The sequence below is a fragment of the Marinomonas pollencensis genome, assembly GCF_003387375.1.
Taxonomy (GTDB): domain Bacteria; phylum Pseudomonadota; class Gammaproteobacteria; order Pseudomonadales; family Marinomonadaceae; genus Marinomonas; species Marinomonas pollencensis.
This window is the reverse complement of sequence record NZ_QUNG01000001.1, coordinates 75,979-101,112: the sequence shown is the minus strand read 5'-3', so window position 1 is coordinate 101,112 and position 25,134 is coordinate 75,979. Positions and strand designations below refer to the sequence as shown.

Sequence of the window (25,134 nt, the reverse complement as noted above, 5' to 3'; positions counted from 1 at the left end):
TTAATCTTTGTAAGTCTTTGGATTAAGGTGGTCTCGCAAGCCATCACCGAGCATATTCATGACCAGAATGAGTATGATGAGGGTGACGCTGGGGATCACACAGATCCACCAAGAGCCAGAAAACATATAGCTAAAACCAACCGAAATAAGGGCGCCTAAAGAAGGGTCATTCGCTGGCATGCCAAGTCCTAAGAAAGACAAGGCCGCTTCAGCGACAATCGCATTGGATATCTGTACAGTAAAAATCACCAAAACTGGGGTCAGCGTATTGGGCAGTATGTGTTTGAACATAATGCGCTTCGGGCTGATTCCCATGATGCGCGCCGCATCAACATACTCTTTTTGTTTTTCCGCTAACACCGATGCACGAATGGTGCGTGCAAACAATGGCCACTCCGCTAAACCTATGACCAGTATCAGCATTAGCATGGCGAGTTGTTGGTACATGGCCATGCCAAACATAGCTTGAAATATTGCCAAGAAAACAATGGCGACCATCATGGTGGATAGTGACAGCTGTATATCAGCACAACGCATTAAAAAGTTATCGGTACGACCGCCTAAATAACCGGAGATGAGACCGATGCAAATGCCCAAAGCGGTCTGGATTAAGACCGCACAAACGCCGATGGTGAGGGACAATCGAGTGCCATATAAGATGACAGAAAGCATGTCCCTGCCTTGGGCGTCGGTACCGAGTAAAAAGCGTGAGTCTCCGCTGATCCAGAAGGGCGCAATTTCAGCGTTTTCCAGGTCCATGAAGTTAGGGTTGTTGATATTATAAGGCGCCAGCAAAGGGGCAAAAATCGCCACCAAGCAATAAAACACAAAAATGGCTAAAGCAAGGGTCGCCAGTTTGTCGCCGATAAAGCCTGCCCAGATATGACTCCAGCGACTGCTTTGCGCAGGGGTGATGATGTCTTTTTTAAAATATCTCATAGACCATGGTTCGCCAGTTTTACGGTGGGGTTTACTAACCCATAAATCAAATCCACGACTGTGTTGGTAACCACAAAAATACCACCAACGACAATTAAGTAGGCAGAAATCAAAGGGGTATCAACACGGCTTACGGCATCCATAAACAGAAAGCCCATGCCAGGCCATTGGAAAATAGACTCGGTTAAAATGGTGTAAGCCACTAGAGTTCCGGCTTGTATTCCACCAACGGTTATCACCGGCAGCATGGTGTTTTTTAATGCGTGAATGAAGTAAATACGGCGTGTGTTTAGGCCTTTAGACCAGGCAAAGCGTATGTAGTCGGATTGCAGTACTTCAATCATTTCAGCGCGGATAAGGCGAACAAAAATAGGCATCAAAGCAAAAGCAAGGCTAATACTGGGAAGCATCAGGTGACGCAAGCCATCTTTTGAAAATAACCCGCTCTCCCATAGACCGAAGACATCGGTTGTTTGGCCGCGGCCAAAGCTGGGGGCGAGGTGAAGTTGAATGGAGAAAATATACACCAAAAAAATGGCCACGATAAAAATAGGAATGGAAATCCCCATGGTGCTCAGAGCCACCACCAACCTGGAGATAATATTTTTAGGTTTGATGGCCGCTAAAATACCACAGGGAATGGCAATGAAAGCCACCATAACAATGGCGCAAAAGGCCAATTCAAAAGTAGCCGGTAGCTTTTTGAATATCACATCGAGGACGGGTTCTTTGTAGTAATAAGAGGTGCCTAAGTCCCCATGGATGGCCTTTTTAGCAAAGCGCCAATATTGGACAACTAGATTATCGTTGAGGCCTAGATCTTGTCTAATTTGAGCTCGCTCAGCTGGAGCAACGGTCATGGAAACGTGTTGTAGTACAGGGTCACCCAGTTTGTTTTGGATGGCAAAGCTGATCACGCTGATGATAATCATCACTACGAAAGCTTGAACTAAACGACGCAGAAGAAAAACAAACATCAGTCTTCTAGAGCTCCATGGTAAGCAGTATTCATCAAGGGCGGTGTGCCCTTGTGATAACAATGGATTGCACTGAGACTATTTTTCATCGATCACAAGGTCTCCAAGAAAAGGGTGGTTTTGATCATTTACAATGCGGTCAATATGCAGGTTGTTTTTGGCGGCCCAAATATTGTATTGCCAATAGAGCGGCACAATGGCGGCATCATCATGCAGTTTCACTTCGATCCGTTGCATGATGCGAGCTCGCTTCTCAGGGTTGGTTTCTCGGTTGGCCAGTTTAATGTCGGTGTTGATACTAGGGGCGCAGTATTCACTGGCATTATAAGCCCCCAAGCCGGACTCTGCATCTTGGCAGGCAATAATAAACTCATATAAATTGTTGGAATCTTCTGTGTCGGACTGCCAGCCGAGCATCATTATGTCAGCCGCTCTTTCATCATATTGTTGAAAATATTGGGCTTTAGGTAAGGTTTTGAGGTCAACGGTTATGTGAATGCGCCCGAGCATGGCGGCAATTGCCTGGGCGACCTTATCGTCATTCATGTAGCGATTGTTGGGGGCCATCATGCTGATGCGAAAGCCTTTTTCATAACCGGCCTGTTTCATCAGTTCTAGGGCTTTAGACACATCATGCTCAGGTTGTAAGCCTTTAACATGGCCAAGAAATTTACTGGCGCTAAGTTGGCCTGCGGGCACCGCATAGCCTTTGAGTATCTTTTCGACAATCAGCGGTTGGTTGATAGCCAAATTAATAGCACGTCGAACGCGTACGTCACGGAATTCTTTGCGGCGTTTTTCGTTCATATGCAGCAACAAGATACGGCCGGTTGGCAACGTCATAATTTGCACGCCTTTACTGTTTTTGGTGCGCTCAATATCAATCGGTGACACAGGCGAAATAAAGTCCACATCTCCAGATAATAAAGCGGCTAACCGGGTTGAGTCGTTCTTGATCGGGGTAAGAATGATTTTGTCGACATTGCCTTTTGATTTTGTGTCCCAATAATCTTTATTACGGGTCAGCACCATGCGCACTCCAGGTTCTCGTTCTTTGACGATATATGGACCTGTGCCTGACGCGTGTTTCGAGGCGAAAGAGTTGCCGAATTTTACGATTTGATCACGGCCCTGATAAAACACTTTATCCATCGGAAAAACATAAGTCATTATGTTAAGCAGCAATGGGTTAGTGTGGCTGGAACGTATATCCACCGTGTGTTTGTTGATGACGATGACCGAGCTGATGTTATCAAACATGGCGCGAAAATCCGCGGAGCGTTTCAGTCGACGAATGGTGTATGCCACATCCTCTGCGGTGAACTGGTTGCCGGTTTGAAAACGTACGTTTTTGCGCAAGAAAAAGCGTGTTGTGGTGGGGGTGATTTGCTGCCAGTGAGTGGCTAGGCGCGGTTCAATTTGACCATTTTGCTTCCATCGCACTAATGGGTCAAAGACCATATGAGAAAATTGTAAGGTCCCTTCGGATAACTGTTCATGGGGGTCAAGAGACACAGGGTCGGCGTCAAAGGCCATTTTGAGAGTGACCGCAGAAGCCGTCTGGCAACAAAATAAGGTAACGATAAACAGCACAGCCGTGCTAGGAAAAAGTCTTTTAGGGGTAATCTTTAGGTGATCTAGTACGCTGATAAACATGCTTTTGTCTCAGTTACAACCAACAAAAAAGAGGAAGAAAGTGTATTGCTTGGTCTATTAATAGGTGTGTTGTGCAAAGTTGACCATTCGATTAGAGACTATGATTACAAAATATTAAGCAAAAATATAGCAAGTATCGAAAACGGTCGTTTTTAGTCAAAGCGTTCTTTTTTAACTGAGTTTAAGGTTTGTCGATGAATTACTTCGCGCACCTACATATTGCGTACGAAACCCAAACCTCATGGGCGGGTAACTTACTTGGGGATTTCCCAGTGGTGGCCAATGAGCTGCCTGCGGATCTGTACTCAGGTTGGCAATTGCATCAAAAAGTTGACGTTATGGTCGATGAGCATGAGGCGAGTGTCCGCTTTCGTGGAATGCCACGCCTTGGACGGCGGCGCTTTGCAGGGATTGTGCAAGACATAGTGATGGACTACTGGTTAATTCAGAACTGGTCGCAGTTCTCCTTGTTACCACTAGACGCTTTTTGTCAGCAGGCGGTGGAAGGTCTGCTGAACGATGTGGAGCGCTGCCCTGCGCGATTACAGAAAATGATATATTCGTTGCAACAAAATAACTGGCTGGCTGAGCTTGGTACTGTTGAAGGCGTCGAAAATGCCTTGCATTCGATTATGCGCCGCTGGCGACATGGGGCGTATTTACAGCCTTTTCTGGATGAGTTGCCCACTGTGATTAGACAAGGTGAAGCGGTGTTTTTTGCTCTGTATCCTGATTTATTGAATTATGTTGATCAACAAACAAAAAAAGCCGAGCGGGAAAACCTGCTCGGCTAATTAGGACTAACGTCCGATCAAGAGATCATTCCCAAAGACATGGCAGGCTACCCAGGGCAGTAGGCCTGTTATGTAGAGAACGGGGTTAGTGTATTCCAGCCATAAAATAACGTACTGACCTAGATCATTAAACGCCTAGGTTTCAGATAATTTAGCTTGTAGCGCATGAAATACGCTTGCTTACTTGTCGTGCGCTATTTTATGAATTTTCAAGGCGAACTTGTGGTAGACTGCGCAACCGCAAAATGCATGGCGATTAGAGAGGTAAATAGGGGTGAGCGTTCAGTGGTATCCAGGACACATGAACAAGGCGCGTCGAGAAATCGAAGAAGTGATGACACAGGTCGATATTGTCATCGAAGTATTGGATGCGCGCATTCCAGATTCTAGCCAGAACCCAATGTTAAATACATTGCGTGGCTCGGTGCCGGTTCTGCGCTTGCTGAATAAAAAAGACTTGGCGGATCGTGACCGATTGGCGCTATGGCTCGAACATTGGCAGGGCAGTGAATCTGTCATGGCGCACCCATTTTCGACACAAGATAAGGCTGACGTAGCCAAAATCAGCCAATGGGTGAGTCAAATGGTGCCCCATAGAGGCAGCGCTGAAAAACCCATTAGAGCAATGATTGCTGGAATTCCAAACGTGGGTAAATCCAGTTTAATGAATGCCTTGCTGGGACGTCGCGTGGCAAAAGTAGGTGACGAGCCTGCGGTGACCAAAGCGCAGCAGAAGTTGAAAGTAACGAATGGCTTTCAGCTGTTAGACACACCAGGCATCTTGTGGCCTAAAATTGAAAACCCCGATGCCAGTTATCGATTAGCGGTCACGGGTGCGGTGCGCGATACCGCAATTGATTATGAAGATGTGGCGTTAGTTGGACTGAAATTCTTTATTAAGGATTACGCAGAGTCACTGACGACACGATATAAATTAAAAGAAGCGCCAGTCGATTCTTTTGAAGTGCTAAAAACCATAGGTTCAAAACGCGGTGCTTTGCGCGCCGGTGGCAAGGTGGATATGCACAAGGCCGCTGAAGTGTTTTTGAACGATGTTCGTACTGGTGCGATCGGTCCTTATGTGATGGAAACACCAGAGATGATCGCTCACGAAGAGCAATTGGTAGAAGAAGCGAAAGCGAAAAAAGAGGCTGAGAGACAGGCCAGATTAGCGGCCGCTGTTCCTCAGCGTCAGCAAGAGAAAAACAGAAAATACCGTAACGAGCAGGCACAACAAGGCCAAGCTCGATCGAATGATGAGAATAAGTGAGGTTCAAAGTCATGGATTATGAAATTGCCTTTGATCAGGAAGAAAGCCGCTATCGTATTTATGCCGATTATGAGTTCGCTGCTATTGCTGAATGGGTGACACAATTTGTTATTGATAAAGAAAACATTCAGCGCGTTTTATCCGCTGCGCGTTTGGCAGAATATGAAAAAGAAACCACGCAATTCAAACATGGCCCTTTTGAAGTGATTATCAGTGAAGAAGGTGTGATGGTGGCACGTCAGGTGGACATGAGTCAGGCAGAAGACGAAATAAAAGCTATGTTCGATTCTCAAGACAGCTTTTACCGTGCTTCAACTGATGGCATTCAAGCAGAGTGTGGTTTAGAAGACCTAATAGAAATGGTTGAAAACTGGCATGACGTGCTTCAATAGTTGTTCCTATCGCTGGCTAGGTTTACACTAGCGCTAGTTTTATTTTTTTACGTTTTTAGGGAGCCGATATGCTCGTCGAATTGGAAAAAGCCCGTAATCGAAATAATGTCGTTCGCATATTTCGCGAAGAATTAGATGGTCCGGATAGCTGGACTGATGGCTTTGTTGTGGACGCCAACGAAGAAATGGTTCTGCTCCAGTTAGTTGATGACAGTGTGCACCTCAATGGCTACCAAATTTTGTTTTTGGAAGACATTAGTGATTTTGTTCATCCTGCTCCTTTTAACGATTTTCAAAAGCGTGTACTTGCTATTCGTGAAGAGCAAGTCGTTGACCCAGAAGTGGATTTAGAAGACCTTGCCGTATTGCTAATCGATATTAGTGAAGAATATGGCTTGGTAACCTTACACCGCGAAGAAGTGGAAGCCGACAGTTGTGAAATCGGTCGTGTTGTACGAGCTGACGCGGTGACTTATGAGCTAGAAGAAATTGGTTCGGACGCGCGTTGGTTTGATGATACTTTTGAGTATGACTTGTATGATATTACTCGCATCGAATTCGGCGGCTCCTATGAAGAAGCTTTGTTGTTGGCCAATGAGGACATGGGTGATGATGCCTATGAATTGGCGGATGAATACGAAGAAGACAACTCGGTGATCGAAGAAAACTGATTTTCTTCGCGACGCTGTATAAAAAACGCCCACTATGGGCGTTTTTTTTTGGAATAATGTTCTGCACTTAATTGGTGCTGTGTATTGCCTTATTCTCTTACCATTTGATGGTAAAAAAAACCGTAAGGAAATGGTAAATTCCCCGCCTGTTACACTATCTTAATATTATATCCAAACTCATCTAGGAATTTTTATGCCAAGAGTACTGGTGATTATCCTTTCAATAGTATTTGTGACTGGCTGTGCGGTGTTTGCTTCACAAAATTTAGACCAAATGTATGGTGTCGAAAAAGTCTCTAATCGTGATACGCAAGTGTCACAACAAGACGCCGATTTTTATAATGAGAAAGTCCGGCCCATATTGGACCATCGATGTGTCTCTTGTCATGCTTGTTATGATGCCCCTTGTCAGCTGAAGTTGACCGGTAAGGAAGGCATTGAGAGAGGCGGCTCGAAAGACCTTGTTTATGACGGTACTCGTCTTTTGGCAGCTGAGCCGACACGCCTTTATATTGATGCACATTCACCACAGGAGTGGCGCGATAAAGGGTTTTACCCCGCATTAAACGAGCGGGGCCAAAGCCCAGCAGCAAACCTAAATGGCAGTTTGATTTATCAGGCCATTTCGTTACGCAAGCAGCAAGGCAACTTTAATCAGGCGGTATTATCGGATGATTATGATTTTTCTTTGGCCAGAAACCAGCAGTGTTCTACCATCGAAGAATATGGTGACTTCAAGCTTAATTACCCTAAATGGGGGATGCCTTATGGTTTGCCTGCGTTAAGTCCGCAAGAGTTTGATATTTTATCGAGCTGGTTAGCAAAAGGCGGGAAAATGCCAAAGCCAGCGCCTTTGTCCGACAAAATGCAGAAATTAGTAAACCTGTGGGAGACACGTTTTAATCCTACGGACTTAAAAGGGCAGTTAATTGCACGTTATATTTTCGAGCATATTTACCTTTATAGTTTGTATCTAGGTGAGGGCAATGACCAGCCCTTTAGATTAGTGCGTTCGAAAACCCCACCTGGAGAGCCGATAGAGCGTATTGCGACTCGTCGTCCTTATGACCCACCGGGTGTGAAACATGTTTACTATCGATTATGGCAAGATCCTGAAGTGATCGTGCAGAAAAACCATATTCCTTATCAGCTAGATGAAGCGGTTTTTAAACGCTGGCAGTCCTATTTTTATGCTACTGACTATAAAGTAACAAAAGACCCTGGTTATGATCGTGACATTGCGACTAACCCATTCAAAGCGTTTAAAGAAATTCCTGTGAATGGTCGTTATCGCTTCTTATTGGATCATTCACAAAACACCATCATGTCCTTTATTAAAGGGCCTGTATGCCGTGGGCAGGTTGCCGTTAACGTGATCAATGAAGACTTTTGGGTCTATTTTGTTAACCCCAATTTGCATTACAACAAGCAGACTGCGGATTTCTTAGAAAATCAGGTGCAGCACTTGGATATGCCAGCGGTGAGTTCGAGTAATGCTTTGCCGTTAAGTTCTTGGGTGCGTTTTTCTGAACAGCAAAAGTCATACTTGTCTTCCAAAGCCAAGTTGGTAGAAAAAGAAGTGAAAAGCGGTGTGCCGATTGACTTAAATTTGATTTGGGATGGTGATGGGCATAATGATAATGCTGCGCTAACCATTTTCAGACATTTTGATAATGCGACGGTTGTCAAAGGTTTGGTGGGTCAAAACCCAAAAACCGCATGGTTGATTGATTACCCATTATTAGAGCGTATTCACTACCTGCTAGTGGCGGGCTTTGATGTCTATGGCAACGTAGGGCACCAGCTAGACACGCGTCTGTACATGGACTTCTTGCGTATGGAAGGGGAGATGAACTTCTTACTTCTATTGCCAAAAGATCAGCGAGAGAAGGTGCGTAAATATTGGTACAGAGATGCGAACCAGCGCATTAAAAACTATATTTTTAGTGATTACATCAATGTGCAAGCAGAATCTGAGATCCACTATAAAACGAAAGATTACCAATCTGAGCTTTATGATCAGTTGCGTCAGCATTTGTCGAAAGTGCTAGATCACAGTCGTGATTTGGAAACGAGCCGTTTAAGCCCAACTGAAATTGCGACTCTGAAGCATTTGCAGACAATAAGTGGAGGCGGACTGCGCTACTTGCCAAACACAGCCTTGGTATTGATTACCAGTAATGGTGCACCGAAAGAAGTCATTAGTTTGATCCACAATAAGGCTCATTCTAATATTTCAAGCTTGTTTGATGAGGCGGCAGCACGCTTGCCAAATGAAGACACTGTGACGGTTGTTAAGGGTGTGCTTGGGGATTACCCAAATGCCTTTATGGAAGTTGACGAAACTAAGCTAAAGGCCTTTGCAGAAGAAATTGCCAATATGGCCACCGCCAAAGATTATTCTGCTTTGATGGCGCATTTTGGGATACGTCGTACGAATCCGAAATTCTGGTCCGTTAGTGATGCAATTGATAAATACAATCACGAAGCACGACCAAGAGAGAGTGGTATTTTAGATTATAATCGGTTAGAAAATCGCTAGCTTATGATCTAATCATAGGAATATCGAGATATTTCGAAGTATTAGCATTTGCTGCAAACTTTGAGTCTTGTCTATTGAATAGATTGCCCCAGATAATAGGGTATATTTTATTCAATGGACGGACTCAATGATTCCCTTATCTATTCTTGATCTTGCGCCTATTGCTGAAGGGCATAGTGTTGCAGACTCCTTTCGTCAAAGCCTACGCATGGCTCAGCGAGCCGAAGTGGAAGGCTTTCAGCGCTTTTGGTTGGCAGAGCATCACGGTATGTCGAATGTGGCGAGCTCTTCGCCGGCTGTTCTATTGTCTCATCTAGGGGCCGCCACCCACACCATTCGCTTGGGGGCAGGTGGGGTTATGTTACCTAATCATTCTCCTTTGATTGTCGCTGAGCAGTTTGGCACTTTGGCGGAGCTCTACCCAGATCGTATTGATTTAGGGTTAGGCCGAGCACCTGGTACAGATATGAACACGGCAAGAGCGCTGCGACGTAATATGGATGCCGCCGTCGATCAATACCCTGAGGATGTTCAAACGCTACGCCGCTATTTAGCACAGCCTGTAGAAAATCAAAAAGTATTGGCGGTGCCTGGGTGCAATACTCAAGTACCGATTTGGATGCTGGGTTCCAGCTTATACAGTGCACAGCTGGCCGCGTCGTTTGGTTTGCCTTATTCGTTTGCCTCGCATTTTGCACCGGATCAGTTGCTTCAAGCCTTGAGTCTCTATCGTCGCCATTACCAAGCTAGCATTGAGAATCCGTCACCTTATGCGATGGCAGGAGTGATGGCTGTGGTGGCGGACTCTGATGAAGAGGCGGCGTATTTATTTACGTCTGTGCAGCAGCAATTTATCAACTTACGACGGGGGAAGAATGTGCCGTTTGCGCCGCCAGTCACGGCAATGAGTGGTCTCTGGACAGAGTTGGAGAAGCAAATGGTTAATCATACTTTGCAGTATGCATTTGTGGGTTCTAAAGCTTCGGTGAAATTTCAGATGAAAAGCTTTGTCGATAAGACAGGTATTGATGAGCTGATTGTGTCTATCCCTATTTTTGATGCTGAAAAACGATTGAACTGCGTGTCTTTACTGGCTCAAATACGGGATGAATTAGCAGGCTGATGGCGCGAAGTATTTGCCCTAAGCGACCTGAATAGGCGCTTAGGGCGGCGCGAGCATCTTATTTGTTGTAAGGTGATGGATCGCCTTTTACTGGTTGGGTTTTGAAACGGCGATGTGACCAAAGGTATTGCTCTTTTTTAGTGGAGATCGCTTGTTCCATTAATTGGTTAATAACCGTCGCGTTGGTAACATCATCGTCTGTCGGGTAGTTTTCGACTTCAGTAAAACGATAAGTGTAGCCTGTTTCTGTACGCCCATAATCCAATAGCAGTACTGGTGCTTTGGTCATTTTTGCAATGCGGCCGATGTGTGAAATGGTCGCACATTGACGGCCGAAAAAAGGCGCAAATACAGAATGTTTACGGCCGTAGTCTTGATCGACTGCATACCAAACTGGTTTGTTCAGCTTAAGAGACTTAAGCACTTCACGCATGTCTGAGCGTTCAATGGTTTTGCTGTACACTTTTTTACGCTGGTGTTCCATTACCCAATTAAAAACTGGATTGTTCTGACGTTTATATATCGGGTGTAGGTCTAGGTGACTGGCAATCAAGGTGCCACACAAGTCCAGCGGAGCAAAATGGCCACTGATTAGGATGCAGCCTTTGCCCGCTTCTAAGGCTTTATCAACCACAGCTTGAGAATCGCAGTCTACTCTAGGCATCAGTTTTGAGGCCGGTTGGTACCAAGCATCAAAGGTTTCTAAAAAGCCTTTTCCGGCACTAATGAAGTGTTGGCGAGTCAGCTTTTTACGTTCAGCTTGGGACATTTCTGGGTAGCAAATTTGCAAGTTAACATCACAAATATGGCGACGGCGAGCGGCGGTTTTGTGCAGTAATAAGCCTAAGACTTTTCCCAGGCTTTGCTTTGTTGACCAAGGTAAAAAGCTTACTATGTAAGTCACCGACATGGCCAACCAGGTTAGCCAGTATTTTGGTGCAAGTAACTGTTTGAGTGTTAACTCTGTCGTGCTCTTCTTAGCCACGATATCCCTCCAGTAAATCACGCCACTGTGCATCAGAGACGTTAAAGTTTGTGTGTCGTTGAGACTCTTTATCGAGAGAGCGCTTTAGGCGGTTGATATTGCCTTGTGTCCATTCTTCCTCGATGGCTCGTTGATCGCATTTGTCAAAATCAATTAGCCAAACCTTATTTTGTTCATCCACCATGATGTTATGGCAGTTTAGGTCACTATGGTAAATGCCATGTTGATGGAATTGCTTGATGACGGCACCGATGTTTTTCCAGTCTAGCGTATCGCTTTTACCTGCTTTTAATATGTCAAACAGGTCGGTTGCGTTAGCAATGGTTTGAGTTAATAAATGGGCGCGATAGAAGCCCCATTTTTTTCGGTAGATACCTGCCACCGGTAGCGGCACCGGTAAGCCAAGACCGACCATGGTTTCAAGCAAGCTTAGCTCTTGCCAAGGACGAGTCTCGGTAGGCTTGGTAAATAAAAATGCGTCTTTATTAAATTTTGCGATCAATCCGCCGCGGCGATAACGCCGCATAACGAAGTTTCCAAACTCGCTATTAATAAACCATACTTCGCCGCGACCTTGTCCGGTACCCGTTAACGCATGCTTTTTTTGCCAATATTCTGCCGAGAACCAATTTGATTCAACCGGCAGTGATGCTTGGCTGCACAAAAGAGTGGTGTGGCCATCAATAATATGAGAATCCGGCATAGGGCTCGCTTAATCATTGTTCATTTATTGTGCCAGATAAATTTAGACACATTCAAAGCTGGCTATTCTATAATAATCGCCGATTTTAAACAGCACTTGAGGCTAAGATGACACAAGAAAGCATTCAACGAATTGCCATAGTACGATTATCTGCATTGGGGGACGTTTGCCATGCCATGTCGGTGGTCACGGCAATACAGAGGCGTTACCCCAATGCTCAGATTACCTGGATAACAGGCCCTGCTGAGGCGCAATTAGTTCGTTTGATGCCAAATATTGATGTTCATGTTTACCATAAAAAGTCTGGCTTCAAAGGCATGTTTGCCCTTGGGAGGTCACTAAAAGGGGTCAAGTTTGATGTCTTGCTGCACATGCAGTGGTCGTTACGCGCCAGTTTATTAACCCGGGTGTTGAGTGCCAAAAAACGGATCGGCTTTGCCAAATCCCATTCCCGTGAAAAGCAGCATTGGTTTGTTAATCAATTAGCACCAGAGCCTACCGGAAAGCATGTATTGGATGCTTTGATGTCATTGGCGCGGGCGATTGATGTGCCAGATCAGTCGCCTTCTTGGCAGTTATCGATTCCAGACAGCGATTTGTCGTTGCCTGAGCGTTTTGTGGTAGTGAACCCGTGTGGCTCAAAGGTGAGCAAAGATTGGACTCTTGAAGGCTACCGACATTTGATAGCGACGCTATTGGCCGAAGGCATTGATGTTGTGGTGACCGGTGGGCCAAGTGCACGTGAAATCCAGGTATGTAATGCGGTCAGTGAAGGCTTTGCGGTGCGTAATCTGGTGGCTAAAACAAGCATAGCGTCCTTGTTAGATGTTATTCGAAAAGCCGCATTAATCATCAGTCCCGACACCGGGCCCGCGCATATGGCGACCATTGTAAAAACCCCAGTGATTGCTTTGTTTGCTCTGTCTAACCCAAAGCGCACCGGCCCTTATAATGACCAAGACAATGTGGTGAGTGTGTATCGTGAGTTAGTAGAAGAAGAGTCCGGCAAGCCTGTGGAATCCTTGCCTTGGGCGACTACTGTGCATCGCAGCGATGCGATGGCGCAATTGTCACAAGATGCGGTGATGACAAAAGTCAATAAAGTCATCCGCGAGTTAGGTTTGGTGGCCCATTAGTCTGAGCAGCATGCTGGTGCGCACTCCTTATTGATTGAGTGCGCCCCTTAATTTGTCGCTTGGCTGGATTACAGCAGAGCCTGCTCTGCAAGTTTTAAGTCGAGCGTTGCTTTCAGCAGCTTGTATAAGTCAATGGACGCATCAATTTCTTCTTTCCGGTTCGTTAGGCTCTCAATGTTTAAGCCAAGTGGAACGCCATCAGGCAAGGCGGTTTCCATGATGAGCTCTAACGCACTGCGGCAAATTTTAATGGATTCATCGAGTGGTGTTGCCGAGCCTAGAATGCGGTTTTTAGTCGCTACAGGCACAGAAATGCCTAACCATTCCATGAATTCTAATGTCTTCGCGCTACCACAGGGGGTGAAGGTCAAAATTACTCGTTTTGGTGTGATGCCCTGAGCTTTGCAAGTCTGAGCGTATTGGCTGATTAAATCAGCGGTCGCCTGAGGGTTGTAAACCGCTTGCGAAATAAAGAATTCACACCCAGCTTCTGATTTGTTTATTAGTCGTAAATGCTCATCTTTTTTCTTAGCATGGCGTTCGGCAATGGTTACACCGCCTAAATTGAAGTCAAGAGGCGTATTGGCTAAGGTTTTATAGGCCTCTGCTAAAGGCAGCTTGATATCACCATCAGAGGAAGGAGAGCCCACTAGGACTATATCGCTTATATCAAATTCGTTCCAAGCTTCTTGCAACCATAAAGTAAACTCTTCTGTTGTTCGAGAAGAAACCGATTTGTAAGTAATAACGGGTATTTGAGCCGCGTCTTTTAGGCGTTTTGACCACGCTCTGGGGTCGTGGGTTTGCATAAATGGAAATGGCCGAGGCTTGTCAATACGGCTACTTTCATCTTGAATGTCATAAACGATTAAACCATCCACGTCGATATTATCTAGGCGTTGCAGTAGCTTTTGGCTGATTTGGTTTAGTTGTTCTTCTTCTACGCTGGCGCGGGGTGGCGTAGTGCCAATAAAATAAACCCCACGGCTAGGGTCGGTAAACTTGGTTGCTAATTCAGATTTCATGATGGCACACTCTAAGTAAATGAAACGCCCATCGTGTTGCGAAGGGTTTCGTTGTTCTTTATGTTAGAGGTATCCTATCAGTGAATTGCTTTCAAGATCACGCCTTTGATCTTGAATAAAATTAAAGTTTAGGTGAGTTAGTTTGATCTACTAATTTTATAATGAGATGAGAGGTTCCCATGCTTGATTTAAAAGCCGTTGAAAAGGATAAAAAATCGGGTTTGCCCCCAGTGCATCTATGGCACCCTGAATTTTGTGGTGATATGGATTTGGTGGTTAAAGCCAATGGGGATTGGGTGCATGATGGTGACAAAATAAAGCGCGCTAAAATGGTTACCTTATTTTCGCATATTTTATGGTACGAAGAAGGCGAGTACTTTTTAGTCACGCCTGTCGAAAAAGTGCGAATTCAAGTGGAGGATGCCCCGTTTCTCGTGACTAAGTGGCGCTATATTGATACTGCCAAAGGTCCGGCGATTGAATTTACGACCTTAACCGAGGATGTGAAGGTGTTAGGGGTAGATTGCGAACTTTGGCTGGAAGGGAGTGAGCAAGCTGAAAGGCCATATATATCAATGCGATATGGTATGAAGGCGATGCTTCATCGGAATGTTTTTTACCAGCTTGTGGAAGAGTTGGTTGCTGTGAACACCCCGCAAGGCAGTGGTATGGGCTTGGTGAGTGCAGGGAAAGCGTATTTATTCATTCTAGATGAGTGAAATCCTCGTGTCTGACGTTGCTGCCCTGAGGTATAATGCTGTTATTCATCACTGTCATTAGGCTGTGTCTTCGTTTTTAGAAAGGGGTAGGTTACTTGTTATTCAAAGATTTTGGTTTTGATAATCGTATTTTAAAGTCCATTGACCATTTGGGATTTGAGGAGGCCACGGAGATTCAATCGCGTGCGATTCCTGAGGCAATGGCTGGGCGCGATTTGTTGGCGTCTTCTAAAACCGGATCGGGAAAAACACTGGCTTACCTTTTGCCGGCCTTGCATCGTGTATATAAAACACGTGCTTTGTCGAAACGTGATCCTAGGGTTGTCGTCTTGGTGCCAACCAGAGAGCTGGCGAAACAAGTTTATAGTCAGCTACGTTTACTACTGGCGGGCAGTCGTTACTCTTCTATTTTGATTCAAGGAGGAGAGAACTTTAATGATCAACATAAGCAGCTGCAAAAAGACCCTCATTTTATTGTTGCCACGCCAGGCCGCTTAGCGGATCACTTAAAGCAGCGTCATGTTTTTTTAGAAGGCTTAGAGTTGCTGATCTTAGATGAAGCGGATCGAATGCTGGATTTAGGATTTGCTGAAGCAGTGCGGGCGATCAATGCCGCGGCTAGCCACAGATTGCGACAAACCTTGTTTTTCTCTGCCACCTTGGACAATACCGATGTCAGTGAAATTGCGGGCGAACTATTAAAAGAGCCTTCACGGGTCGCTATTGGTCAGGGCTACGATGAGCACAAAGACATCGAGCAACATGTTTACTTGTGTGATCATTTGGACCATAAACAAGACATTCTTAAACACTTGATAACGAGCCAAACCATTAAGCAGGCGATTGTTTTTACCGCGACTAAGAGTGATACCGCGCGCTTAGCAGAGATGATCGAGGGCTGGGGTTTAACCACACAAGCATTGAATGGCAATTTATCACAAGCAGCGCGCAATAAGGTGATGGAGAGCTTTGCGAAAGGTCATTTTGAGGTGTTGGTCAGTACGGATCTGGCTTCTCGAGGGTTGGATATAGCGCGTGTCAGCCATGTTTTTAACTTTGATGTGCCAAAGCAGGCCGAAGAGTTTGTACACCGTACGGGACGTACAGGGCGAGCAGGTTTTAAGGGCGATGCCTATTCCTTAGTCGGCCCGAAAGACTGGCATAATTTTAAAGCCATTGAAGCCTTTTTACAGCGTAAGTTCGATCAAGATGTTGTTGAAGGTCTAGAGCCAAAATTCAAAGGTCTGGCCGCCGCGAAACCGGCCCGCAAATTTGATAAAACGCCCGCGCCATCGAAAGCCCGTAAGGCGGCGAAAAAGGCACCGCGTAAAGCGGCTGGAAAAGCCCGTTTTCATGATAATAAACAAGATGGTTTTGATGCCTTTAAATTACCACCAAAGCGTTTTCCAACGCCTGTGGATTCAGGGGACGAAGAGGCTTAGTCAGGGCTTCTTTCTAGCGCTCTAATGGTTTTGTAAGATTGGCCGTGATTTATTGTTTGACAGTTGAGTCTAAATCACGCTATTGATTAGTTTTACTCTTTAATTGGAGATGAGCCTATTAATCGTTTACCGCCACTAAACTCACTGAGGTGCTTTGAATCAGCAGCACGTCATGGCAGCTTTAATAAAGCGGCCCAGGAGTTGTCAGTTACCCCTTCAGCGATTAGTCATCAGATTAAAGGCTTAGAGGGGTTTCTAGGAGTTGAGTTGTTTCGAAGGACGAAGCGGAAAGTGATTCTTACTGAAGCAGGTGAGTCCTATTTAAAGCCAATTAAACATATTTTTGAGCAGCTTGAGCGCGCGACGACTGAGTTAAAAAGTAAACAAAAGATTGGCTCTTTGAAATTGGCGGTAGCGCCGGCCTTTCTTACTCGTTGGCTGATGCCAAGAATGGAGCGTTTTCAAGCCCGTTACCCAGACATTCAAATTGAGATTAGCTCGTCAACCGGCTTGATCGATTTTTCGGCTGGCAATATTGATATGGCGGTCTACTTTGGTAATGGTGACTGGGAGGGTGTCGAAGCCTATTATTTGTCACCGGCTAAATTATTTCCCGTCTGTAACCCTAAATTAATTCGCCCAGAGCAGCCGCTTAATGAGCCGTCAGATATGCGTTTTTACCCTTTGTTGCACGTGACAAAGCGCAAGGATGAGTGGCATGACTGGTTGCAGCAAAACGGCTTAGATCCTAAAGTTTTCCGGCGCGGTTTGATGTTCTCCAGTGGTTCTTTAACCGCAGGGGCAGCGGCGCAAGGCTTGGGTATTTCGCTTTCTAATGTGGACCTGGTTAGGCCAGAAATCGAGGCAGGAACCCTCAAAGTCTTGTTTGATCAACATTTGATTAGTACTCGATCGTTTTATCTAGTATACGAAAAGCGCAGTACGGTCACCCCAGCTATGTCGGCGTTTAAAGAGTGGATCATTGAAGAAATGGTGGGGGATTAGTATAGTCTATAGGCGCATACTAAAGCTTAAGGGAAATTGGCTTGGGCTAACAATTTGTTATTAATATGAAAGGCTTACGTTTATTTATGAGTACTGAATTAAAAGTTAATAGTTATTTTAATGATAGTGTTAAGTCCATTGCTTTGGAAAACCAAGAAGGGGTGTCGACGGTTGGTGTAATGTCTGTGGGTGAGTACGAATTCGGTACCAACCAGCGCGAGTATATGACAGTAGTGTCTGGTGCATTGACGGTAAAGTTACCTGGAGAAACTTCTTGGCAGACGGTTACCAAAGGTGAGACTTTTATTGTGGAAGCCAACTTGTCGTTTAGCTTAAAAGTGACGCAAACTACAGCGTATTTTTGCCGTTACGAGTAGAGCAGCGCGTTAACTAGAATAGATAAAAAAAGGCTTCCATTGGAAGCCTTTTTTTATCTGCTGTGCTGAGGTTTAGCCACCCACCACATTGACCAGCAAGGTCACTTTGTCACCGGGCTGTACGTATTTTTTTCCACCTACAATAGGGTTCCATTTGCGGATGTCATTGAGTGATACCCGAAACTTGTTTGCTACCATGGCGAGCGAATCCCCTGAGCGGATGGTGTAGACAACTCTTTTCATTACGCTGCGGTTACTGTTGTTATCTTTGGGCTCCAGCCACACCACCAGCTTTTTGCCAGGGTGCAAAGGGTCAGCCAGCCCCATGTTGTTCCAGCGCGCCAGCGTTTTGGTATCGGTGTCGTAGCGATTGGCGATCAGCCAGAGGCTATCTCCTGCTTTAACCGTGTAATTGATTTTGATTCGATTACGACCAGGGGCGCGAGATTGTTTGGCTAACAGGCGTTGATGAGAGCTTAGTGTGTAGCTTTCGATCTTATTGCCGGCTACCGGAATCATTAATTCTTGGCCAACGCGGATCATGGTAGAAGACATTTTGTTGACTTCTTCAAGTACGCTCACGGTTGTATTGTGATTTTTAGCGACCAGCAATAAGTTGTCACCCGCTTTCACTGAGTAGCGTACCCAAGTAACCCGTTCGTCCGCTGGGATCTCAGCAAGCTTCTTGCGAAACAGTTTGGCCTTTTTGATCGGGATTAATAGGCGGTGTGGGCCATCTGGTGCAGTGGCCCATTGGTTGAAGCCTGGATTAAGCAGGTAGACTTCATCAATACTGATGTCGGCCATTTCTGCCGCTTGGGCAAGGTCAAGTTGGCCGCCAATGTTAACGCTTTCAAAATAGGGTTTGTTGGCAATGAAATGGGTTTTGTAATGGTATTTTTTCGGATCTTTAATGATCTTTGCCAGCGCCAGCAGCTTTGGTACGTATGCACGTGTTTCGCTCGGCAGATCAAGGGACCAGAAGTCCGTAGGTTTGCCGGCGCGCTTATTTTTACGAATGGCTCTTGATACTGTGCCTTCGCCTGAATTATAGGCTGCCAATGCTTGTAGCCAATTGCCATCGAACATTTTGTTGAGGCGCGTCAAGTAGGCGATAGCGGCTTGAGTCGAACCGATAATGTCGCGGCGCCCGTCATACCACCAGTTTTGATCTAGGCCATACATTTGCCCAGTTGATGGGATGAATTGCCACGGGCCTGAGGCGCGGCCATGGCTGTAGCCAAAAGGGTCAAAACCACTTTCAACGATCGGCAGTAGGGCGATTTCCGAAGGAATGCCTGCTTTTTCTAATTCGCTCACAATATAGTAGAGGTAGCGTTGGCCACGCACAGAGACGCGATCGAGGTAGTTTAAATGGGAGCTGTACCAACGTAACTGAGAGGAAAGACGAGGCTTATTGATGTCCAAGTCCAAGGCGAACCCCTGGCGCATCCTCACCCATAAATCTTTAGGTGGTTGTGGCTCACTGGCAACGACATCTGCTTGCTGGTCATCAGACGATGTTGCTTCATCATCAGGGGAAACAGGAGGCACAGTATCAATAAAGCCTGTCTGCTGCACGTCGGCTTCGACGGCGTCAGAGTCGCTTTCTAGATCTGTTGTACTGTTTTCATTTTGAACATTGGATGCTGTTTGGCAGCCACTGAGTACTAGGCTTATAAACAAAACCCAAAGAAAATGCTTGATCATGGAACTCACAATTTAAATTTAAAGTCGGGACATTCTAAAGGTGTGACTGCGCAGGTCAACTAAAAGTGTCTTTTGCACGTCTTACTTGGCTAAAAGCATCCACTTGATTGGTGGCGGCGGCTTCGTTAAGTTGTTGCGCCGCTTGGCTGACAAGTGCAGGGATATGGCTTCTCAAAAAGGGGTTGGTTTGTTTCTCTAAGCCCATGGAGGAGGGTAACGTGACCTGCTTTTGCTGACGCGCTTGCTGGCTGTCTTGTTGTGCCGCTAGTAATGCCTTATTTTGCTGATCTAGATGCAAAGCGAAGCGGTAATTTGCCAGTGTGTACTCATGAGTACAGTAGACCAAGGTGTTGTCAGGAAGGGCGGCCAATTTGTTCATCGCGGCAAGCATTTGCTCCGGGGTACCTTCCATAATGCGGCCACAGCCACCACGAAAGAGAGTGTCACCAGAGAATAAGACAGGAGTGTCTTGGTCGCTGAAATAACAAAGATGATCTAAAGTATGGCCAGGGGTTTCTAAAACCCGAAAAGAGCGAGAAAAAACCGTCACTGTATCCCCTTCTTGTAATGGATGAGTGACCATGGGAGCGAGATGTGCCGGGCCATACACCTGACATTGATAGTGTGCTTTTAATTGCGCGACTCCCCCCGTATGGTCTTGGTGATGGTGGGTTATTAAAATGCCGGCTAATTCGAGGTCATGAGTGTCGCAATATTGGCTCACTACATTGGCATCCCCTGGATCTACAGCCCAGATGAGTGAGCTATCTTTCTCGTGGATTATCCAGATATAATTGTCGCTAAAAGCGTGCAGTGGAATAAATGTCATAGTACAGCCTATCTTTTGCTTAATTGGCATCTGCTGTTCAGTGATGCATCAATAATAATGGTGCGCTTGCGCCGTGTTAATTAGAGAATCATTGTATGTTGAATGATCAATCAAGACAATTGTTCCAGGCGTGGTATAAATCAGAACTGGGAAACAGCCTAAGAGACTTGGAACATGCGCACATTGAGCGGCAGATAGACCATGCAGTTGGGTATTATTTAGTAGTGCAGTCGCCGCTTAAAAATCTTTCATTTGATCAGCATCGGTTACGTGAGAGTATTTTGATTGCACCAGAACTTGAGTTAGGTGCGCCGAAAAATGTAGTGGTAGCGAAAGCCAATGAATTGCCGTTGGAATCGGACGGTGTCGATTTGCATGTGTTGCATCATACACTGGACTTATCCTTAACCCCTCATGACGACTTACGCGAAGCGGCAAGGACCTTATTGCCAAGTGGTAAGTTGATTGTGATTGGCTTTAACCCATTAAGCTTTTGGGGGCTAAGACGATGGTTTTCTAAACGTGTGAAGGCCCCATGGTGTGGCCGTTTTATTGGCTATAAGCGGTTAGAAGATTGGTTAAAAGTAGCGGGGCTGACATTAGAAGAGAAGCACTTTATACATTATGAACCACCGATAAAAAATGCCCAGTGGCGTCAACGATGCCGTTGGTTCGAACGCGTATTAACACCTTTTAAGTTGCCTTTTGGCGGAGTTTATATCCTTACTGCCACTAAGCAAACGCGTCGTTATATTCCCCTTAAACCTCGTTGGAAAAGCGCTCGTGTGCGAGTGCCTCCTTTTACTAAGCCAGCAGCGAAAGAGATAAAAGATTGAAAGCAGTAATTATATATACAGATGGAGCCTGTAAAGGTAACCCAGGCATTGGTGGATGGGGTGCTTGGTTGACCTTTGGCGAACATGAGAAACGTTTGTGTGGTGGAGAGCATGACACTACTAATAATCGCATGGAGTTGATGGGCGCCATTGAAGGCCTAAGAGCATTGAAAGAGAAGTGTTCGGTTACCTTGTATACCGATTCCTCTTATGTGCAAAAGGGTATTACAGAATGGTTGGCAGGTTGGAAGCGTAAAGGTTGGAAAACCGCTTCTAAGCAACCCGTTAAAAACAAAGATTTATGGCAAGCGCTGGATGAGCAGTGCCAGTTTCACGATGTTACCTGGAAATGGGTCAAAGGGCATGCTGGCATTGAAGGTAACGAAATTGCGGATCAGCTTGCTAATCAGGGTATTGATGAGTTGAGGGCGGCACAGTGAGAAAAGTTATTCTAGATACCGAAACCACGGGTATTGATCCAAAACAAGGTCACCGAATCATTGAGATTGGTTGTGTTGAGATGGTGGGGCGAAAATTTACTAAGCGCCACTACCATGTCTATATAAACCCTGACCGTGAAGTCGAAGAAGAGGCGTTCCGAGTTCATGGTATTAGCAATGAATACCTGGTTGACAAACCTCGCTTTCATGAAATAGCGCAAGACTTTTTCGAATTTATCAAAGGCGCAGAGCTGATTATCCATAATGCCCCCTTTGATATTGGCTTTATCGATCATGAGTTTGCAAGATTGGGAGGTTATCCAAAAATTGCAGAAGTCTGTGAAGTGTTCGATAGCTTGGTATACGCTCGAAAAAAACACCCAGGTCAGAAGAACAACCTGGATGCTCTTTGTAAGCGCTACGGTATTGATAACTCGCACCGAGAATTGCACGGCGCCTTATTGGACTCTGAGATCTTAGGGGATGTTTACCTATTAATGACAGGTGGGCAAACCAGTCTAGGTCTGAGCAATGGCGCGGATCAAGATTCGGAGGGCAATGAAAACGTCGGGCAAATACGTCGTCTAAGTGCGGACCGACCTATGTTGAAAGTGCTACGAGCTAATGACGAAGAGTTAAAGATGCACGAGGAAAGACTGGATTTAATCGATAAAAAGTCGGGTCAGTCTTTATGGCGGCTTAAGCATTAACCCAGCGGTTTGGTGAGTCTAAAATGCCCTTGATGATCAAGGGCATTTTTTTCGCTATAGCTTGGTCGTGAAGCTGCTATAAAAAATTAAGCACACAAAAGCCGCCTACCAAACTCAGTACTAGGGTGTAAGGCAACGCCATCCACACCATGGTGCCATAAGATAAGCGCAGGAGTGGGGCAATCGCTGAGGTAAGTAAGAATAAAAATGCCGCTTGGCCATTCGGTGTGGCGACACTCGGTAAATTTGTACCAGTGTTAATCGCTACGGCTAGAGTGTTAAAGTGCTCGCGAGTAATGTGACCGGCATCAAGGGCGGCTTTGACTTCGCCGATATACACGGTGGCAACAAACACATTATCACTGATGGCCGACAGTACGCCATTGGCAATAAAGAACATGATAGGCTGGGAGTGCTCTGGCATATTCAGTACAAGATCAATAATAGGTTGGAATAAATGTTGGCTGTGAATCACAGAAACGACGGTAAAAAACACCACTAGCAAAGCGGTAAATGGCATAGCTTCTTCAAATGCATGGCCAATTCTATGCTCCTCAGTAATGCCGTTAAAGGATGTTAGTAGGACAATCACCATCAACCCAACTAAACCGACTTCTGCCACATGAAAAGCCAGTGAAAGTACCAATAGTAATGCTACAAAGCCTTGAACTATGAGCTGAGATTTGTGCTTGTTGGTGCTTTTTTTGGCTTCTTCTTCCTCGAAATTCTTTAAAATATTGCGCACATTTTCCGGTAAAGTCGCCCCATAGCCAAACCAAGACATTTTTTCCAGCACAACAACAGTGAGGAGGCCACAGATCAAGACTGGCATGGAGATGGGAGCAACGCGGAGAAAAAACTCAGCGAAGTCCCAGCCTGCAACCATAGCGATTAGGAGGTTTTGAGGCTCTCCCACTAAGGTGGCCACACCGCCCAATGCGGTGCCGACGGCGCCGTGCATTAATAGGCTGCGTAAGAAAGCGCGAAATTGAGCCAGATCTTGGTAATTAACAGGTAATATGTGGTCGTCGCTGCTGTTATCGTATTTGCCGCTGGCCTGATCGGAAGCGACCTTATGATAGACGGAATAGAAGCCAACACTGACACTGATTAATACGGCGGTCACCGTGAGAGCGTCTAAAAAAGCCGATAAGATCGCAGCAGCTAAACTGAATACCAGCGAGATAATGAGTTTGGAGCGGATCTTGACCAAGAGTTTGTTGAAAATAAACAGCAGCATATCTTTCATGAAGTAGATGCCAGCCACCATGAACATCAATAGTAAAATGACGTCGATATTGTGGATCACTTCTTGGTACACCCCCTGGGGGTTGGTTAATCCTAACAGCACCGCTTCTATTGCGATCAGACCGCCAGGTTGCAGTGGGTAGCATTTTAATGCCATGGCCAGCGTGAAGATGAACTCAATAATCAATATCCAGCCAGTAATGAAGGGGCCAACCGTTATTAGCAGGATAGGATTCAGGATTAAAAATGCGATCACGGCTTGCTTATACCAAAGAGGTGAGCCTCCTAGGAAGTTGTCGCTCAGCGCGTGTGACAGGGTGGCCTTCATTTATTGCTCCTTTATGATTATTTTGTTTGCGCATTTTATCCACATTGTGAGTGCAATGTAAGGATCATAAGGGATAATTCAGCGCGTATCTATATTGTTAATCTTCTATTAGACGTTGCTATTTATTTTAATTGCCCCAATATCATCAATAACTTATCACTAGGAAGGAAAATAGCGTTGGAATTTTTGACAGAATATGCGGGCTTTATGTTGAAGTTGGTCAGTGTGGCCATTGTGATTGGTGTGTTATTAGCCATCATCGCCAGCGGCAAAAGCAAATCGCGCGGTGGCAATCTTTCAGTGATAAAGCTGAATGAAGGTTATGACAAAATGAAAGCAGAGCTGAACAATCAGCTGTTGGACAAAAAAACTTTAAAAGAGCAAGCAAAAGCGGCGAAGAAACAGCGTAAGCTGGATAAGAAAGCCCAGAAAAAAGATGCTCAGCATAAGGCTAACGCTCAACCAGACGGTAAGAAGCGTCTTTATGTGTTGGATTTTGATGGCGATATAAAAGCCTCTGCAGTCACAACAATTCGTGAAGAAATCACGGCGGTATTGAGCGTAGCGCGACCTGAAGATGAAGTGGTTGTGCGGTTAGAGAGTGGTGGTGGTGTGGTGCACGGCTACGGATTAGCAGCCTCTCAATTGCAACGAGTAAAAGAAGCAAACATTCCGCTAACGGTGTGTGTTGATAAAGTGGCCGCGAGTGGTGGTTACATGATGGCGTGTGTGGCAGATAAAATTATTGCCGCGCCATTTGCTATTTTAGGCTCCATTGGCGTGGTAGCCCAGGTGCCGAATGTGCATCGTCTGTTGGATAAAGGCTTGATTGATGTGGAGTTGCACACGGCAGGCCGTTATAAGCGGACTTTGACTATGTTGGGTAAAAATACCGATGAAGGCCGTGAAAAGTTCAAACAAGATTTGGAAGACACTCATGTTTTGTTTAAGAATTTTGTTTCCAGTCAGCGTCCTGGATTAGACATAGAGGCGATAGCCACAGGTGATACCTGGTATGGTGCCGAAGCATTAGAAAATAAGCTGGTGGATGAGGTGATGACCAGTGACTCTTATTTGGTGTCTCATTATGAAAATGCCGATGTGGTGCAGGTGACGTTTAAGCAGCCAAAAGGCATGGCCGAACGGTTTGGTTTGTCTGTTTTCTCGGCATTTGAGCAAAAGGCAGTGTCTTGGATTAGCAAGCTTATCCAATCGCGTGGTTTCTGACCTTCTTTGGTGAGAAACAGAAATAAACGCCCGGGCTATGTGCGCATAGC

At 45.6% G+C, this 25,134-nt stretch carries 24 protein-coding genes; 15 read left to right on the top strand and 9 right to left on the bottom strand.

The annotated features are described in order from the left end of the window. The 3 genes from DFP81_RS00475 to DFP81_RS00465 form a co-directional block, all read right to left on the bottom strand. Entirely contained in the window at positions 1–939 is a 939-nt protein-coding gene (locus DFP81_RS00475) for an ABC transporter permease (protein ID WP_115895800.1), read from the bottom strand. Continuing rightward, on the bottom strand, positions 936–1,916 hold the full coding sequence (locus tag DFP81_RS00470; RefSeq protein ID WP_115895799.1) for an ABC transporter permease: 981 nt from the start codon (positions 1,914–1,916) through the stop codon (positions 936–938). The genes DFP81_RS00475 and DFP81_RS00470 overlap by 4 nt, the downstream gene beginning before the upstream one ends. A gap of 78 nt (positions 1,917–1,994) precedes the next feature. Next, entirely contained in the window at positions 1,995–3,572 is a 1,578-nt protein-coding gene (locus DFP81_RS00465; RefSeq protein WP_115895798.1) for an ABC transporter substrate-binding protein, read from the bottom strand. A gap of 194 nt (positions 3,573–3,766) precedes the next feature. On the opposite strand from DFP81_RS00465, the gene DFP81_RS00460 reads away from it, so the two are divergent. From DFP81_RS00460 to DFP81_RS00435, 6 genes are all read left to right on the top strand, one after another. Continuing rightward, the gene (locus DFP81_RS00460) at positions 3,767–4,366 is read left to right on the top strand and encodes an acyl carrier protein phosphodiesterase (RefSeq protein WP_115895797.1); all 600 of its coding nucleotides are present in this window, start codon (positions 3,767–3,769) and stop codon (positions 4,364–4,366) included. A gap of 274 nt (positions 4,367–4,640) precedes the next feature. After that, entirely contained in the window at positions 4,641–5,636 is a 996-nt protein-coding gene (gene ylqF / locus DFP81_RS00455; RefSeq protein ID WP_115895796.1) for a ribosome biogenesis GTPase YlqF, read from the top strand. Positions 5,637–5,647: 11 nt separating this feature from the next. Continuing rightward, complete coding sequence (locus DFP81_RS00450) at positions 5,648–6,028, top strand: YacL family protein (RefSeq protein ID WP_115895795.1); 381 nt, start codon at positions 5,648–5,650, stop codon at positions 6,026–6,028. Between the two features lie 68 nt (positions 6,029–6,096). Then, complete coding sequence (locus DFP81_RS00445; protein ID WP_115895794.1) at positions 6,097–6,699, top strand: hypothetical protein; 603 nt, start codon at positions 6,097–6,099, stop codon at positions 6,697–6,699. 193 nt (positions 6,700–6,892) lie between these two features. Next, positions 6,893–9,241: a fatty acid cis/trans isomerase gene (locus DFP81_RS00440; RefSeq protein WP_115895793.1), complete on the top strand. Its 2,349-nt coding sequence runs from the start codon at positions 6,893–6,895 to the stop codon at positions 9,239–9,241. 127 nt (positions 9,242–9,368) lie between these two features. After that, entirely contained in the window at positions 9,369–10,364 is a 996-nt protein-coding gene (locus DFP81_RS00435; protein WP_115895792.1) for an LLM class flavin-dependent oxidoreductase, read from the top strand. 58 nt (positions 10,365–10,422) lie between these two features. Here DFP81_RS00435 and DFP81_RS00430 read toward each other — a convergent pair whose 3' ends face one another. Continuing rightward, positions 10,423–11,349, bottom strand: coding sequence for a lysophospholipid acyltransferase family protein (locus DFP81_RS00430; protein WP_115895791.1), 927 nt, complete (start codon positions 11,347–11,349; stop codon positions 10,423–10,425). Next, complete coding sequence (locus DFP81_RS00425) at positions 11,342–12,052, bottom strand: 3-deoxy-D-manno-octulosonic acid kinase (protein WP_115895790.1); 711 nt, start codon at positions 12,050–12,052, stop codon at positions 11,342–11,344. Before DFP81_RS00425 ends, DFP81_RS00430 begins: the two co-directional genes overlap by 8 nt. A 107-nt stretch (positions 12,053–12,159) precedes the next feature. Here DFP81_RS00425 and DFP81_RS00420 point away from each other — a divergent pair, with 107 nt between their 5' ends. Next, a complete protein-coding gene (locus tag DFP81_RS00420) occupies positions 12,160–13,188 on the top strand; it encodes a glycosyltransferase family 9 protein (RefSeq protein WP_115895789.1) in 1,029 nt (342 codons plus the stop codon). Positions 13,189–13,256: 68 nt separating this feature from the next. Here the strand turns inward: DFP81_RS00420 and DFP81_RS00415 are convergent, their stop codons facing one another. Then, positions 13,257–14,213: a methylenetetrahydrofolate reductase gene (locus tag DFP81_RS00415; RefSeq protein WP_115895788.1), complete on the bottom strand. Its 957-nt coding sequence runs from the start codon at positions 14,211–14,213 to the stop codon at positions 13,257–13,259. A gap of 179 nt (positions 14,214–14,392) precedes the next feature. Between DFP81_RS00415 and DFP81_RS00410 the strand changes: the two genes are divergently transcribed. From DFP81_RS00410 to ppnP, 4 genes are all read left to right on the top strand, one after another. Further along, positions 14,393–14,932, top strand: coding sequence for a DUF1285 domain-containing protein (locus tag DFP81_RS00410; RefSeq protein ID WP_115895787.1), 540 nt, complete (start codon positions 14,393–14,395; stop codon positions 14,930–14,932). A 95-nt stretch (positions 14,933–15,027) separates the two neighbouring features. Then, positions 15,028–16,374 (top strand): DEAD/DEAH box helicase, encoded by a 1,347-nt coding sequence (locus DFP81_RS00405; protein WP_115895786.1) that lies wholly within the window; start codon positions 15,028–15,030, stop codon positions 16,372–16,374. A 102-nt stretch (positions 16,375–16,476) separates the two neighbouring features. Then, positions 16,477–17,379 carry a transcriptional regulator GcvA gene (gene gcvA / locus DFP81_RS00400; RefSeq protein ID WP_245959069.1) on the top strand — a complete coding sequence of 301 codons (903 nt, stop codon included), beginning with the start codon at positions 16,477–16,479 and terminating at the stop codon, positions 17,377–17,379. A gap of 86 nt (positions 17,380–17,465) precedes the next feature. Further along, complete coding sequence (ppnP, locus tag DFP81_RS00395) at positions 17,466–17,756, top strand: pyrimidine/purine nucleoside phosphorylase (protein ID WP_115896247.1); 291 nt, start codon at positions 17,466–17,468, stop codon at positions 17,754–17,756. A gap of 72 nt (positions 17,757–17,828) precedes the next feature. Here ppnP and DFP81_RS00390 read toward each other — a convergent pair whose 3' ends face one another. After that, positions 17,829–19,466 (bottom strand): lytic transglycosylase, encoded by a 1,638-nt coding sequence (locus DFP81_RS00390; protein ID WP_115895784.1) that lies wholly within the window; start codon positions 19,464–19,466, stop codon positions 17,829–17,831. A gap of 55 nt (positions 19,467–19,521) precedes the next feature. Beyond that, complete coding sequence (gloB, locus tag DFP81_RS00385) at positions 19,522–20,295, bottom strand: hydroxyacylglutathione hydrolase (RefSeq protein ID WP_115895783.1); 774 nt, start codon at positions 20,293–20,295, stop codon at positions 19,522–19,524. A gap of 95 nt (positions 20,296–20,390) precedes the next feature. On the opposite strand from gloB, the gene DFP81_RS00380 reads away from it, so the two are divergent. From DFP81_RS00380 to dnaQ, 3 genes are read left to right on the top strand one after another with little or no spacing between them, the layout of a single operon-like run. Continuing rightward, positions 20,391–21,131: a class I SAM-dependent methyltransferase gene (locus tag DFP81_RS00380; protein ID WP_115895782.1), complete on the top strand. Its 741-nt coding sequence runs from the start codon at positions 20,391–20,393 to the stop codon at positions 21,129–21,131. Beyond that, a complete protein-coding gene (gene rnhA / locus DFP81_RS00375; RefSeq protein WP_115895781.1) occupies positions 21,128–21,571 on the top strand; it encodes a ribonuclease HI in 444 nt (147 codons plus the stop codon). The genes DFP81_RS00380 and rnhA overlap by 4 nt, the downstream gene beginning before the upstream one ends. Beyond that, a complete protein-coding gene (dnaQ, locus tag DFP81_RS00370; RefSeq protein WP_115895780.1) occupies positions 21,568–22,281 on the top strand; it encodes a DNA polymerase III subunit epsilon in 714 nt (237 codons plus the stop codon). The genes rnhA and dnaQ overlap by 4 nt, the downstream gene beginning before the upstream one ends. 76 nt (positions 22,282–22,357) lie before the next feature. On the opposite strand, the gene nhaB is transcribed toward dnaQ, so the two are convergent. Beyond that, positions 22,358–23,857: a sodium/proton antiporter NhaB gene (gene nhaB, locus DFP81_RS00365; RefSeq protein ID WP_115895779.1), complete on the bottom strand. Its 1,500-nt coding sequence runs from the start codon at positions 23,855–23,857 to the stop codon at positions 22,358–22,360. Positions 23,858–24,034: 177 nt separating this feature from the next. Here nhaB and sohB point away from each other — a divergent pair, with 177 nt between their 5' ends. Beyond that, on the top strand, positions 24,035–25,084 hold the full coding sequence (gene sohB / locus DFP81_RS00360; RefSeq protein WP_115895778.1) for a protease SohB: 1,050 nt from the start codon (positions 24,035–24,037) through the stop codon (positions 25,082–25,084). Positions 25,085–25,134 lie beyond the last annotated feature (50 nt).

Coding starts and splice junctions, on each gene's coding strand:
- ppnP (WP_115896247.1), top strand. CDS start 17,466: ATGAGTACTGAATTAAAAGTTAATAGTTATTTTAATGATAGTGTTAAG.
- DFP81_RS00420 (WP_115895789.1), top strand. CDS start 12,160: ATGACACAAGAAAGCATTCAACGAATTGCCATAGTACGATTATCTGCA.
- DFP81_RS00435 (WP_115895792.1), top strand. CDS start 9,369: ATGATTCCCTTATCTATTCTTGATCTTGCGCCTATTGCTGAAGGGCAT.
- gloB (WP_115895783.1), bottom strand. CDS start 20,295: ATGACATTTATTCCACTGCACGCTTTTAGCGACAATTATATCTGGATA.
- DFP81_RS00470 (WP_115895799.1), bottom strand. CDS start 1,916: ATGTTTGTTTTTCTTCTGCGTCGTTTAGTTCAAGCTTTCGTAGTGATG.
- DFP81_RS00440 (WP_115895793.1), top strand. CDS start 6,893: ATGCCAAGAGTACTGGTGATTATCCTTTCAATAGTATTTGTGACTGGC.
- DFP81_RS00465 (WP_115895798.1), bottom strand. CDS start 3,572: ATGTTTATCAGCGTACTAGATCACCTAAAGATTACCCCTAAAAGACTT.
- DFP81_RS00380 (WP_115895782.1), top strand. CDS start 20,391: ATGTTGAATGATCAATCAAGACAATTGTTCCAGGCGTGGTATAAATCA.
- DFP81_RS00390 (WP_115895784.1), bottom strand. CDS start 19,466: ATGATCAAGCATTTTCTTTGGGTTTTGTTTATAAGCCTAGTACTCAGT.
- DFP81_RS00415 (WP_115895788.1), bottom strand. CDS start 14,213: ATGAAATCTGAATTAGCAACCAAGTTTACCGACCCTAGCCGTGGGGTT.
- DFP81_RS00450 (WP_115895795.1), top strand. CDS start 5,648: ATGGATTATGAAATTGCCTTTGATCAGGAAGAAAGCCGCTATCGTATT.
- DFP81_RS00445 (WP_115895794.1), top strand. CDS start 6,097: ATGCTCGTCGAATTGGAAAAAGCCCGTAATCGAAATAATGTCGTTCGC.
- DFP81_RS00425 (WP_115895790.1), bottom strand. CDS start 12,052: ATGCCGGATTCTCATATTATTGATGGCCACACCACTCTTTTGTGCAGC.
- DFP81_RS00460 (WP_115895797.1), top strand. CDS start 3,767: ATGAATTACTTCGCGCACCTACATATTGCGTACGAAACCCAAACCTCA.
- DFP81_RS00475 (WP_115895800.1), bottom strand. CDS start 939: ATGAGATATTTTAAAAAAGACATCATCACCCCTGCGCAAAGCAGTCGC.
- nhaB (WP_115895779.1), bottom strand. CDS start 23,857: ATGAAGGCCACCCTGTCACACGCGCTGAGCGACAACTTCCTAGGAGGC.
- DFP81_RS00410 (WP_115895787.1), top strand. CDS start 14,393: ATGCTTGATTTAAAAGCCGTTGAAAAGGATAAAAAATCGGGTTTGCCC.